General features: G+C 44.2%; 10 protein-coding genes. All 10 read left to right on the forward strand.

Translation table 11 applies throughout. From position 1 onward, the window contains the following. Positions 1-483: 483 nt before the first annotated feature. The 10 genes from MKX46_RS02505 (at position 484) to MKX46_RS02550 (ending at position 13,126) form a co-directional block, all read left to right on the forward strand. Complete coding sequence (locus MKX46_RS02505; protein ID WP_245231640.1) at positions 484-1,029, forward strand: hypothetical protein; 546 nt, start codon at positions 484-486, stop codon at positions 1,027-1,029. Beyond that, the gene (locus MKX46_RS02510) at positions 998-1,291 is read left to right on the forward strand and encodes a GLUG motif-containing protein (RefSeq protein ID WP_245231639.1); all 294 of its coding nucleotides are present in this window, start codon (positions 998-1,000) and stop codon (positions 1,289-1,291) included. The genes MKX46_RS02505 and MKX46_RS02510 overlap by 32 nt, the downstream gene beginning before the upstream one ends. A gap of 331 nt (positions 1,292-1,622) precedes the next feature. Continuing rightward, complete coding sequence (locus MKX46_RS02515) at positions 1,623-2,321, forward strand: response regulator transcription factor (RefSeq protein WP_069011890.1); 699 nt, start codon at positions 1,623-1,625, stop codon at positions 2,319-2,321. 2 nt (positions 2,322-2,323) lie between these two features. Further along, positions 2,324-3,784, forward strand: a complete 1,461-nt coding sequence (locus MKX46_RS02520; RefSeq protein WP_340885506.1) for a sensor histidine kinase — start codon at positions 2,324-2,326, stop codon at positions 3,782-3,784. A gap of 3 nt (positions 3,785-3,787) precedes the next feature. Then, positions 3,788-4,927 (forward strand): hypothetical protein, encoded by a 1,140-nt coding sequence (locus MKX46_RS02525; RefSeq protein WP_340932251.1) that lies wholly within the window; start codon positions 3,788-3,790, stop codon positions 4,925-4,927. A 184-nt stretch (positions 4,928-5,111) separates the two neighbouring features. Beyond that, complete coding sequence (locus MKX46_RS02530; protein ID WP_340932252.1) at positions 5,112-6,887, forward strand: acyltransferase family protein; 1,776 nt, start codon at positions 5,112-5,114, stop codon at positions 6,885-6,887. Positions 6,888-6,914: 27 nt separating this feature from the next. After that, on the forward strand, positions 6,915-7,613 hold the full coding sequence (locus MKX46_RS02535; RefSeq protein WP_341070847.1) for an SGNH/GDSL hydrolase family protein: 699 nt from the start codon (positions 6,915-6,917) through the stop codon (positions 7,611-7,613). Between the two features lie 46 nt (positions 7,614-7,659). Continuing rightward, positions 7,660-8,664: an LCP family protein gene (locus MKX46_RS02540; protein WP_341070848.1), complete on the forward strand. Its 1,005-nt coding sequence runs from the start codon at positions 7,660-7,662 to the stop codon at positions 8,662-8,664. 101 nt (positions 8,665-8,765) lie between these two features. Continuing rightward, on the forward strand, positions 8,766-11,579 hold the full coding sequence (locus MKX46_RS02545; protein ID WP_341070849.1) for a M14 family metallopeptidase: 2,814 nt from the start codon (positions 8,766-8,768) through the stop codon (positions 11,577-11,579). Between the two features lie 209 nt (positions 11,580-11,788). Then, positions 11,789-13,126 carry a DUF418 domain-containing protein gene (locus MKX46_RS02550; protein WP_165146427.1) on the forward strand — a complete coding sequence of 446 codons (1,338 nt, stop codon included), beginning with the start codon at positions 11,789-11,791 and terminating at the stop codon, positions 13,124-13,126. Positions 13,127-13,129 lie beyond the last annotated feature (3 nt).

Below are 13,129 nucleotides of genomic sequence, written 5' to 3' on the forward strand. Positions count from 1 at the left end.
GCAATGAAACCGTCACATATCAGCTGAGTCTTCTCGGTTCATTAATATCTAAGCCAGGTTTATGATTAGAGCATTCTTCGAAGAAGCAGAAGTGTGAATGTTCAAAATTTGTTCAGTCATACCATGCTAAAATCTTCGTATCAAAATAACAGCCAAAACCTACAAAGGAGACAGTGATTGTGTGAACAGGAAAGCAGCATCGTTTCATATATAATATTTATTTAATGTATGTCGATATTGCAATGCATATAATCGCATCCTGATTTTAGTAGGCCAGGGGAATGTTATTTAAGGCAGCGGCGATAAAACAAACTGAAAAGCGGGTAACCGTTCTTTCAATGAACGGTTATTTTTCATGCTTAAATTTAAATTTTTCCTTGAGAGAAAATAGCGTTGCTGTACTTAGTACTATATGAGATGAGGTGGCATTAGCCTAAACAATTCAGATGATTTTATTTGTCGCATAAGAAGGAGGAACTTTTATTGTTACCATTAATTAAGGAATTTCGTCTAAACCAAAAGCTTACTTCTTATTTAAAATTAATCCTAGTGGTCATTATTCTTGCCGCAGCTATTGTTCCCGTCGCCCCTTCACGGGCACATGCTTTTTACGGAACGGGAAACGGTACGGAACAGAACCCTTATATCATCACGACAGCGGCGATGCTGGATGGTATCAGGACTAATCCGAACGCTTATTACAAATTGGGTGCTAATATCCAATTAACGGATTGTACTTGGAACCCGATTGCCAATTTCTCGGGTGTGTTCGATGGGAACGGATACACGATTTCCGGCTTGACGATTAATCAGCCCTTGTCAATGAATGTCGGTTTTTTTGGCAATTTAATGGCTACAGGTATTGTTCGTAACGTTCGGTTAATGGATGTTAACATAATCGGAAATAGGAACGTAGGAAGTGTTACTGGTACAAGTTTCGGTCAAATCAGTAATGTATTTGCATCCGGCAGTGTAGAAGCGCTCGGAGAGGGCACCTATGATTATGCGAGTGGTCTGGTCGGGTGTTAACAACGCGTCGATTACTAAGTCTATATCGGCTGTCAACGTGAGGGGAACCAAATCTACTGGATATGTTGGAGGAATTGCAGGCTATAATATTCAAGGCACCGTCAGCCAAAGTTATGCGACTGGCCAAGTGGATGGACTGTCCCGCGCTGGTGGTTTAGTCGGATACAATTCTAACGGAACCGTGAGCAATTCTTACTCAACGGGTTCAGTCACAACGACCTTCAACCGAGCTGGAGGGCTTGCTGGACAAAATGCTGGCTAGGTAACAAACAGCTATTCCAAAACAACGGACACATCACTTTCACATCAGGCGAAGATTTCGTTATTTATGATTGACCTTTCGAATAGGCCAATAACAGCTGGAACTGGGATGAACTTCCTATAAGCAACCTTAGTTTGTTTATCGCTTATGTTGCTTAAGTTTTTATCGAAAAACGCTCATGGTACGGCTTCTTATAACAGAAAAGGTGGGGCTATATGCTGATAGTGGGTATGAGGATTTACAATATACATTTGATTGTTTTCCCCTGAATGATTAATATAATGGACAATGTCATAAACCTACCGTATTAAAAAAAGAGATGAGGATTACGATGAATAAAGCAAAGATTCTTATTATCGAAGATGATGCCCCGATTGCCGACTTGCTTTCGTACGGGCTTTCTATGGAGGGGTTCCAGACACGCACAGCGGCCAGTGGAGCAACGGGAATGCATGAGCTGCAGTCGTTTCAGCCCGATTTGCTGCTGTTAGATTGGATGCTACCTGACCAGAGCGGTCTAGACATTTGCAAAAAGGTGACAACGGACTATAACATACCGATCTGCATGATTACAGCCAAATCGGACATTACCGATAAAATTCTAGGCCTTGAATTCGGTGCCGATGATTATATTACCAAGCCTTTTGATCTGCGCGAAGTTGTTGCACGCATTCGAACCATTTTGCGCAGAGTGGAGCAGGCGAACAGCTCGGACAGGGAAGAAGCCACGAAAGCCGTCATTCGGTTTGACAATATTGAAGTGATCGAAGAAGAACGACTCGTCCAAATAGAAGGCCGTCCTGTTGAATTGACCCCCAAGGAATTTGATCTGCTTATGATGCTGGTTAAACATCAGGGCAAAACCTTTACACGTTCCGAACTGCTTGATCTGGTGTGGGGTTATCATTTTGTCGGAGATACCCGTACGGTTGATACGCATATCCAGAGACTCCGCAAAAAGCTAGACGCCACCGAATGCATTACTACCGTCTTCGGAATCGGGTACAAATTTAAAAAAATGGGTGGATAAGCATGATACGTAAAATCAGCATCAAATTCCTGATCGGTTTTTTTCTGATTTTTTCGCTTTCTTTTGTCGTGCTCAATCAGACAGTCAAGGAATTTATCCGGACAAGCAATCAGAATCTGGTTACCTCCGAACTGATCGGACTGAAAAATAACAGCAACGTGTATGTGCGTCAGGCTTTCCTGATTAACCATTTCAGTAGCAATGAGCTGTATTTTGGAGAAATTGCGAGGGAAATAGCAACTAATCTGAACCATACCACGGACAGCAGTATTGGCGTGTATACGGTGGAGGGCAAATTGCTTTATGCCCCGGACAGCTCCATTTTTCAGCAGCACATGCAAAGCGATCTGCAGCAGGCGATTGGTGGCAATACAGCGTACAGCATTACTTATGATCGTAATAAGACGACTGTCCTTTTCTCCTATCCGGTTGTTATAGACGGTTCAAAGGTGGGCATACTGCGTTTTTACAAAGATTTCAGCTCACTCTACGAACAAACCGGACAGATTCGGCAGATTACCCTCTATATTGCCCTGGCGATTTTTGCGGCAGCTTTTCTGTTTTCCTATATTCTTTCCAGGCATATTACCATCCCGCTGACCAGACTGACGCAAGCCTCCACTGAGGTGAAAAACGGGAATCTGGATATCCGCCTTCACTTTAAACGCAGGGATGAAATTGGCCGACTGGCTGAGAATTTTAACGATATGATTGATCAAATTAGTAGACAGATTCATATTATTGAGAAGGACCGGGACCATTTGAAAGAGCTTCACCAGCAGGAAAAGCGCTTTTTTGACAATATTACTCACGAACTGAAAACGCCATTAACCTCCATTCTGGGATATGCGGAGCTGATCAGAATGAACGGTGAGAAAGACCGTGCTTTTTTTGGCAAAGGGATGAATCATATTATCGAGGAGAGCAAGCGCCTGCATGCGATGGTGCTAAAACTACTGGAAGTTTCACGCAAAAATATCATGATCAATGAGCTTGATCGGGTAGATATCGGGCTAATTCTGCAGGATGTGTGTGAATCAATGATGATCCGGGCACAGCGCTATAAAAAGACCATTGAATATGAGATGAATGAGGAATTGATGATGTTGGCCGATAGGGACAGAATCAGACAGCTGTTCATCAACTTGATAGATAATGCGATAAAATATAGTTTGCCGTTTTCGGTAGTAACGGTAAAAGCAGTACGGGCAGAAGAAAAGATCCGCTTGATTTTCAACAATCCAAGCGATCCGATTGAGGCAGAACATCTGTCACACCTGTTACAGCCATTTTATCCAGCTCATTCCGACAGTGCGGAGGAAGGCAGTGTAGGATTGGGGCTCAGCATTGTGAAATCCATCGTTGAAGAATTTGCGGGTTCCATCTCGATTGCAAACGAGCATAATGAAACCATCGTTACGGTAGAATTTAAAGCGCTGGAAACCGCGGGGAACGGAGAATGAATAATGGGCAATAAATATGTTGTAATGCTGCTGGTCCTATCTCTCGTGGTATTACTGCTGTCAGGATGCGGTTCAGAACCAAAAACAGAGACCGTCGTCATCGCCGACAGCAATGAAGTTTCCAGTACCGATCAAAGCTCTCGGCCGTTTCAGGTCCAAAAAATATATCGGCTTCCGGATCGTTTTGTAAATCGGGGGGAGCTACTGGGATGGTCGTCTGGAAATGCCGTTATCGCATCGTTCGGAGCCATGACCATACTGAAGCGAGGCACGGTGGAACGTTTAACTTATCCGTATGAGCAGAGCAAGGCCATACCCGGAATCGGTAAGGTAACTTCCAATACGACACTTTCTCCCGATGGGAAATATATTTGCGAATTTTCTCGTTCTTCCTCGGAGACAACCCTAAGGCTTATTTCCTTGCAGGATGGCAAGGAAAAGGAAATAGACAGGATCAGTACTAGAAACGAGTCTTATGTACAATATGTTTCCTGGTCGGCCAACAGTTCGTATATCGGCTACCTGGTAGAAAATCCGTTTGATAATGGAGCGGATAGCCTGTACATCTACGATATGGGGTCTCAAACTTCTGGCAAGTATCAGTTAAAAGGCATTATGAAGGAAGACACGCTTTTGAGTGTTAACATTGCAAATGATGGCCGCAGCATACTGGTGGAGTTGTTTGGTGCAAAAAAAGGTCAGAAAAAGATACTAACCATGGGGAAGGTTTCCGGGAAGAATATTGAATTTCAATACGAGCGTCAGATTGGTGGAGATTCAGTAGCCTGGATGAATAACGACCAGTTTGTGTTTCTCGGAACGGATAATTCACTGTATGAATATGATCGGCGAAACGGCGAACTCTCCGTCATTCTGGAAAAAGTGTTTGATTTTGAATTCTCGCCTGACAGGAAAAATATCGCATACACCGAGTATGATCAAAATGTTACTTACGTAGGCAAGGTGCAGGGAAGAAATATACTGTATAAGGAACCGGTGTATCGCGGAATTGTGCCGACGCATATATACTGGAATCCGAACAATAAAAGTGTACTGCTTCAAGGACAAAAACAATTGGATTCCTCGCAGACTGCGTCAACGGATTCTCCTAGCAAGGAGTCATTGATCATTGAATTGAAATAGCGGTGAGGATCGCCATGTTTGTAGACGTCAAAAACCTTATTTCGGTTGTTCAGCCGGAATAAGGTTTTTCTTTTTGCAACCGTTGTGACAATTTGTTTACATGTTGATCAAACTTTCGCGACATCTTTTTTTTATAGTAAATGAAGCAAGATCATTAGCCTATAAGGACAAGGAATGGACCATAGTGAATGGAAACCGGAATTTGCACCTGAATCAACCCATAAAACGTTATATGACCGGCCTGGATGGGCTAAGAGCCATCTCTGTGCTTGCTGTTATTGCTTATCATCTTCATTTCAGATGGGCAGAAGGTGGGCTGCTGGGGGTGGAGATTTTCTTCGTCCTATCAGGATATCTGATTACGGATCAGATTCTTTTCGAATGGAGGATGCGCAGTGGTTTCTCCATTATACAATTCTGGATCAGACGAATGCGCAGACTACTGCCGGCCATGATCTTTATGCTGACTGCAGTGGCACTGTGGCTTTTAATTACTGATTTCTCCAGACTGCAGGCGTTAAGAGGCCATTTTGTATCCTCGCTTTTTTACGTAAACAACTGGTATCTCATTTTTCATCATGTTTCATATTTCGAGAGCTTTGGCCCGCCTTCTCCAATCGGTCACCTCTGGTCGCTTTCCATTGAGGAACAGTTTTACGTCATCTGGCCGCTTGTTCTACTGATCGGTCTGTGCCTTGCGCCGCGACGAGGAAGACTGATGTTATACATTCTGGGTTGCGCCGCCGTATCCGCCATAGCCATGGCCGTGATATACGAACCCGGAACAGATCCGAGCAGGGTGTATTACGGGACGGACACGCGGGTGTTTGCCATTTTGATCGGAGCGGCTCTGGCGATAATCTGGCCCAGCTGGAGACTGAGCGAAAATGTATCCTCTTCGTCACGGACCATGCTGGATATGACTGGCGTGCTGGGCATTGTAATGCTGTTTATCATGATCGGTCAGACCAACCAGTTTGATGATTCGCTGTATCGCGGCGGTTTTCTTTATTTATCACTCATTACTGCAGTTATTATTGCTGTACTTGTTCATCCGGCCAATCGACTGGAACGATGGCTCGGTTGCCGGCCTCTGAGCTGGATCGGTAAGCGATCTTACAGTCTGTATATTTGGCATTATCCAATCATTATTTTGTCAAGTCCGGTGGTGAATACCGAAGATGCCAGCTATATACGTATTGCTCTGCAGGTAACGGCCAGTTTCATAATGGCAAGTCTTTCCTACAGATACATCGAAGAGCCCATTCGTCGCGGGACCCTAAAATCACTCCGCAGGTCAGGCGCTGGCAGCCAGTTAGGCCTTGTCGTCATTGTTATCGCCATTATTCTGGTCCTGACATCATGGAAGACGAATTCACCAGATCCTGTGCCTGATGCTCCAGCAACTGTAAGCCGGGAACCCGTCCAGACAGAAAAGGTGCAATCCGGCTTTTCCGATGTAAATACAGTCCATTCCGCAGAAGGAGAGGGGGTCACGGCGATCGGAGATTCCGTCATTCTGGATGCCGCCCCGTTTCTGGAAAAGCAGCTCCCCGGTATGACCATTGATGGCAAGGTGGGACGGCAAATGTCACAGGCTGGGAATGTGCTTGATGACCTGCGGGCACAGGGCAAGCTTGGCAATAAAATTATTATTGAACTCGGCACCAACGGCGTGTTTAACCAGAGTCAACTGAAGTCCTTGCTGACTTCACTACAGGATTCTCGGCAAGTTTATCTGATAACGACCAGAGTACCGAGAGGGTGGCAGAATACCGTAAATGACAATCTGCGTGAAATTGCTGGTGAATTTCAAAATGTACGACTTATCGACTGGTATTCGGCCAGCGAAAACCGCAACGATCTATTTTATGACGATGGTGTCCATCTGAAACCAGAAGGAGCTCAGTATTATGCCTCGGTTTTGATTGATGCTATCAAACAGGATAAAACCTACTAGCATGTTAAAGGAAAGGATGAACTAGGTATGAACAAAAAAAATGTCAGAAAAGTGAGGGCATTATGGGGTTTTATGATTCTTCTTATCGTCATAGGAGCCATAGGCCTCCATCTACATTCAAAGCAAAATTCGGATGATAACGAACCACGCGGCAAGGATTCTTCTCTATACAATTTTGATGCGATGCAGCCTGCTGCACAAAAGCCTGGGGCTTCCAGTACCAGCGGAGAACAAGCTCAACCATCCGCGTCCTTAAACGGCGAGGGCGTCACGATGATTGGAGATTCGGTTACGGTCGGAATTGAGCCTTATTTAAAAGAGCAGCTTCCGAATATGACGGTAGACGGCAAGGTTGGCCGGCAGATGTCTCAAGCTGTAAAAGTCATTAATGAATTAGCCACCCAAGGCAAACTGGGAGACCAAGTCATTATCGAACTCGGCACCAATGGTCCGTTTAGCAGAGACCAACTGCACGACGTACTGCAATCCCTTTCTGGAGCCAGACAGGTAATCTTGGTCACCAACCGGGTTCCGAAAGGATGGCAAAACACGGTGAATGACACGATTGCACAGGTTGCCGATGAGTTTAGCAACGTCAGCGTGGTGGACTGGTATTCGGCCAGTGTAGGCAAAGATGAATACTTTTATAGAGATGGCGTCCATTTAAAACCAGGGGGTAGCCGATATTACACTTCACTCCTCGTAGCAGCCTTGCAAAAATCTTAAATACAGAAGGGACAGGCGCGTTCATAATTCGGAAAGGAAGAATGACATGACACAGAGGAAAAAGAGGATATTAATTGTAACATTGTTACTTGTGGTCGCTGCTGTAAGCTTTATTTTTTATTATTTCTTTTCGATTTACAAAGGGCTGGAAGGATTTAATAAGGCTCCGGCAAACTCCCCGTTCATTAATGTAAGCACCGATAATACCGAAGCTCTGGAAGCTCCAGCATGGGAGGGAACTGAGCCTGTCAATATTTTGCTGATGGGTGTGGATGCCCGTGGAAGCGACAAGGGCGAGGTACCCAGATCCGACAGCATGATGGTTGTTTCGTTGAATCCTACCGATAAGCATATCCATGTGTTTTCGATTTTGCGTGACACTTATACGGATATTCCCGGATACGGCAAAAACCGAATCAACACGGCTGTTACGCATGGGCCGGATACGGCGATGAAAGCAGTCAGTGAATTGCTGGGGGTGCCTGTTCATTTTTATGTATATACCGATTTCCAGGGGTTTATTAAACTCGTGGACTCTGTAGGCGGACTCGATTTTTATGTCGAAAAGGATATGTACTATGAAAGCAAGGCCGATCTGCATGAGTACGATATTAATTTAAAGCAGGGACAGCAGCATTTCAACGGCAAAACGGCGCTTCAATATGTTCGTTTTCGTCATGATGCCATGTCCGATTATTCCAGAACAGAAAGACAACGCCAATTTATTACGGCATTAGCCGAGAAGGTCAAAACAACGACTTCCATTATGAAGCTTCCTTCCATTCTAGAGGAAATCAGTCCGTATATCGATACCAATTTGTCAGTCTCCGATATGTGGAATTTGGCTTCGGTAGGGTATCAAAGTACGTTAAAGGGAAATGAACAAATACCGCCAATGAAGCTATTAAAAGAAACTTATGTGGGCAAAGCAGCTGTTCTGGATGTAAAAAGTCGAACTGATTTGAAGCAATTTGTGCAAAGTACCATAAACTCCGACGCTTCTCATTCGATGACAGACAATCCTTCCGGGCAGAAAACAGATCTTGAATAGGATTGGACAATATATAAAATCGTAATTTGCCGGACAATAGTCTGTTAAATGCTCTTTATGAGCACAACATGGTCTTCCGGTTATCCATAGGGGGAAAAAGAATGGGTACAAAACCAATAGTAAGGTTCTGCTTGGCGTTAACCATATCCGCCGCCATGCTTCTGGAGATCACTGCTCCGCACATGGCTATGGCTGATGCTGCACAACGTACAGAAAGCACGTTGTTAAACGATAAACAGAGTCAATCAACAAAAACAATCTCAACGCAGGTTAAAAATATCCCGACACTGAAATTGGATAACAATCTGGCATCCATGACGAAGAAAAGAACCATTAAAGCTAGATTTAAGCTTCCGAAGGGTACCAATATAAAGAAAATAAGCTGGACTTATGGTGGCAAGCCATTATCGGAATGGAAATCGTACAAGGATCACGATTATAATGGCGCCCCCTTTATCACCGTTACTCAGGTCAAAGCAGAAAACGGAGAAGTCACTGCCAATATCAATTTTGGTCTTACTTACGGTACGGAAAATCTTGCCGAACCGAGTCTGCAGCGTCCACTGTACGCCTCATTGATGGGAACCTATGAACTGGCTGCAGCAGTCAACGGCAAAACCGTTGCCCAGGCCCCCATTAAGTTGGTCCCATACGACAGCTTCCGTACGTATGATGAACTGAAGCCGGAGATTGATGCGATTACGGCACAAGCAGCTCAAAAAAACGACAGATACATTAAAACGATGTCGATCGGCAAATCCGTTGAAGGCCGCGATATGTATATGACTGTGGTTGCCAAAGATCAAGCAACGATTGACAAATATCAGAATGTAACTCATCCTGCCATGCTGAATGATCCTGCAAAGCTGGAGAACGATATTCAATCCGGTGCATTCGGAGATTATCAAGTGCCCATCTGGATCAACAATATTCATCCAAATGAAGCGCCGGGCTTTGATGCGATTATCAATTATTTTAAGACCATGGCTCTCGATAAAAATGTTACGTACAAGACCACCTCGTCCAATGGAAAATCGAGTACGGTCACTCTGAATATGGATGATGCGCTTGAACATGTGTTTTTCCTGTTCCTGTATACGGAAAATCCAGATGGAAGGGTGCATACCGAACGTTATAATGCTGAATACTTTGACTTGAATCGGGATAATTCTTATCAAACCCAGCCTGAAACACGCAGTGTTACAGAGCAAATTGCCAAGTGGTCGCCGATTTCTTTCCTAGATCTGCATGGCTTTGATAAGAATTTTCTGATTGAGCCTACCACACCGCCTCACGATCCGAATATTGAATACGATCTGCTTATGGATAACATGGTAGAACAGGCAAAAGCGATGGGTGAAGCAGGTATAGCAAACACAAAGTATGATTACTACCATATTCCTTATGAAGAACATCGTAAAACAGTCGAAAATCCTAAATATGTTTCCAAGGGGACTTCTTCAGGATGGGACGATGCGTCTCCAGCCTATACAGCTGTCTTCGCCATGCACCATGGTGCAATGGGACATACGCTGGAAACACCTGAATCGAATGAAGAGTCGACCAAAGCATTGTATTATAGTGTCGCTTCAGCAACCGATTATGTTATGCAAAAGAAAGAAAATTTATTTTTGAACCAGCTAAAAGTATATGAACGTGGAATCAATAACATCGATGATTATGCCGTAGATCGGTATCTAGTCAATGTCAAAAATCAAGTTATTGGCCGCCCTCGTCACGGTAATGAGAATTTTTTTCCTGAGTATTACGTTTTGCCGATCGATAAGAGTCTTCAAAAAAATCCGCTGGAAGCTTATCGGATGATTGAATATCTTATCCGCAATGGAGTAACGGTTGAACGCTCGACAGAAGCTGTAAGTACTGCTGGCAAAACCTACCCTGCGGGTTCATTTATCATAAATATGCACCAGGCCAAACACGGCATTGCAAACATGGTTTTATATGATGGTATTAACGTCTCAGATTATGCTTCCGTAGCTGGCGAGATTGTGCAGGATTTTCCTGTCCTGCGAGGATTTGAACGTGATGTGGTTAGAGAAACCGGAGTGTTTGCGGGCAAAACTTCTCCGGTGACTTCCGTATCGATTCCGGCCACACCAATGCCGAATGATTCTGCCTATGTCTTAATCCTAAACACCAATAACGATGCCATCAAAACGGTTAATGAATTGCTTAAATCCGGCAAAGTGGTTACGATGCTATCCAAAAGCGGAACAGGATATGAAGCGGGTGACTTTGCAGTCGCCTATGATGATCTGAACCCGCTGGCCTCGAAATACTATCTTGATGTCACGGCATTCGGCAATAACAAACCCGTTGGTAAAGTTCTTAAACCTTCTACGGTAGCCGCTCTCGGCGAATCGGCTTATGTGCTCAAAAATCTCGGTTTTAAAGTGACCGATGATCAGCAGCATGCCGATGTGTTGGTGAATACATTCGATTCCGATAAACTTGTCGAGAAAGGGAAACCATACATTGCTTATGGAAATATGGGGATGGGTAACGTGAAAAACTGTATTCCTCAATTTGCGTTTGCTGGACCGACATGGGAAAGATACGAAGGGGTCTTCCTAGCGAATGTCAAACAGGATCATGTGATTACAGCCCCTTACGATAACGAAGAATACTTCTACACCGTTACAGGTTCTTACATTACGAAACTACCTAAAGCTGCAAAAATTCTTGCAACCATTAGTAATAAAGAAAACTTCTTCAAAGCGGGCTGGTGGCCAGGTCACGATGCTGCAAGAGGAAAGATTATGGCCTTCACCTATATAGAAAACAAAAAGAATATTACTGTGTTCTCTAATGATCTCACCAATGGTGCTCATTCGCAGCAACAATTCCGTTTGCTGGCCAATTCCATTTTTAATGCTGTTCCCAGCAAATCCTAAGTAATTTTGCAAACAGCCTTATTCCAGTGATCAACTGTGAATAAGGCTGTTTTCGCGATAAAACGGTTTCGCCTACTGTGACATTTTGTTTACAACTTGATCAAACTTTAGCGACATCTGCAGGATATATTGGACTATAGCGTAACATCATCCTGTACATGCGGGTTGATGAAAAATACGAGTCCAGGATTTTCAAGGAGGAATGCAAGTTGCTAAGCAGTATCAAACTGATAAGCAGATCCGTCAGAGAGTATGAGGAAGAGGCCAATATCAAAATACGAGCCTTTTCCGTAAATAGCCAATTGAATGAAAATCAAGTAAATGAAAAGACGGTTGCTAATAAATTAGATGATAAAGAAGTAGATACAGCAGGTATATCCAATTCATCCTACGACGTTACACAAACCGATATTCCTTCTCGAAGCTCTGTAGAAGAGTCGAAAAGAAGGCGGGGCACCGGGCGTCTTGTAGCACTTGATGCAGTACGAGGAATGGCGGTGCTGGGAATGTATTTGCAGCACTTCGGATCGAACCCAAACGTTTCTGCGATTGTTTCCGGAAACACGACACTATTATTCGTATTGTGCGGGGGGATATCTTATTCCATTATGGCACAGCGCATGATGGAACGGGGAGCGGATACGGCCGCTTTCCGTGCGCGAATGCTAGCCCGTGCAGTATTTGTTGATATTATTGGTTATTTGCTTATTATGCTGAACACTCCATATGGCATCATTTTGCCTGCCTATTCAGCTATGTTTGTGCTGGCCCTTATGTTATTTCGCCGTTCGACCCGCACCATTGTTACAACAGCAGCAGTTTTGCTCGTGACAGCCCCGCCGCTAATGATTCTGGGATCAAGTATTTTCTCAAAAGCTTATCTTCTTGGTGATATTGCAGGAGGTCCAATGTCTGCTATCGCCTTGATCCCTGCATTTGTTACTGGTATGGCCATTGGCCGCTTTGACCTGACCAGATTACGCACAGCTCTCATACTCGCAGGCAGTGGTATCGTTATGCTTGTTATTGGCAAAGCACTGGCTGCTTTTGTACTTCCGAATTGGAGTCTCCACTTTGAACAATGGCTGGTAAGGATGCAAGGAGTTGCTCCTGTACAGCCACCGGATGAATACGCAATTTGGCCGCTTAATACGGAATCACCAATGTGGCATATGCTCTTGCAGTCGGCTCCGCACACCGCTTCGACCTTCCAAACGATGATAGGATTAGGAATTTCATTCTTGGTATTGGGCGTTGCATGTCTCATATCCAAAAAAGCCTCTACTGTATTATTGCCTTTTGCAGCAGTCGGACGTATGGCTCTGACCATGTATGCCATTCAATTTGTAATAGTTTGGTTTCTGTATCTGGCAAAGATTGGGCACAGTCTGGACGGAGTTCCGTTCGGCGACGTAATAGTTGCAGTTGTTACACTGTTGCTGGGATTGTTGTTTGCTAAGCTTCCTGTTGGTCCGCTTGAAGGATTGATGCGCCGTTTTGACCGATTGTTCTGCCCTACCCAACCAGTCTCACAAACAGTAAAGTAGATA

It is taken from the genome of Paenibacillus sp. FSL P4-0113 (genome assembly GCF_038009305.1).
Lineage (GTDB): Bacteria > Bacillota > Bacilli > Paenibacillales > Paenibacillaceae > Paenibacillus > Paenibacillus polymyxa_D.

Coding starts and splice junctions, on each gene's coding strand:
- MKX46_RS02540 (WP_341070848.1), top strand. CDS start 7,660: ATGACACAGAGGAAAAAGAGGATATTAATTGTAACATTGTTACTTGTG.
- MKX46_RS02515 (WP_069011890.1), top strand. CDS start 1,623: ATGAATAAAGCAAAGATTCTTATTATCGAAGATGATGCCCCGATTGCC.
- MKX46_RS02510 (WP_245231639.1), top strand. CDS start 998: ATGATTATGCGAGTGGTCTGGTCGGGTGTTAACAACGCGTCGATTACT.
- MKX46_RS02525 (WP_340932251.1), top strand. CDS start 3,788: ATGGGCAATAAATATGTTGTAATGCTGCTGGTCCTATCTCTCGTGGTA.
- MKX46_RS02520 (WP_340885506.1), top strand. CDS start 2,324: ATGATACGTAAAATCAGCATCAAATTCCTGATCGGTTTTTTTCTGATT.
- MKX46_RS02545 (WP_341070849.1), top strand. CDS start 8,766: ATGGGTACAAAACCAATAGTAAGGTTCTGCTTGGCGTTAACCATATCC.
- MKX46_RS02535 (WP_341070847.1), top strand. CDS start 6,915: ATGAACAAAAAAAATGTCAGAAAAGTGAGGGCATTATGGGGTTTTATG.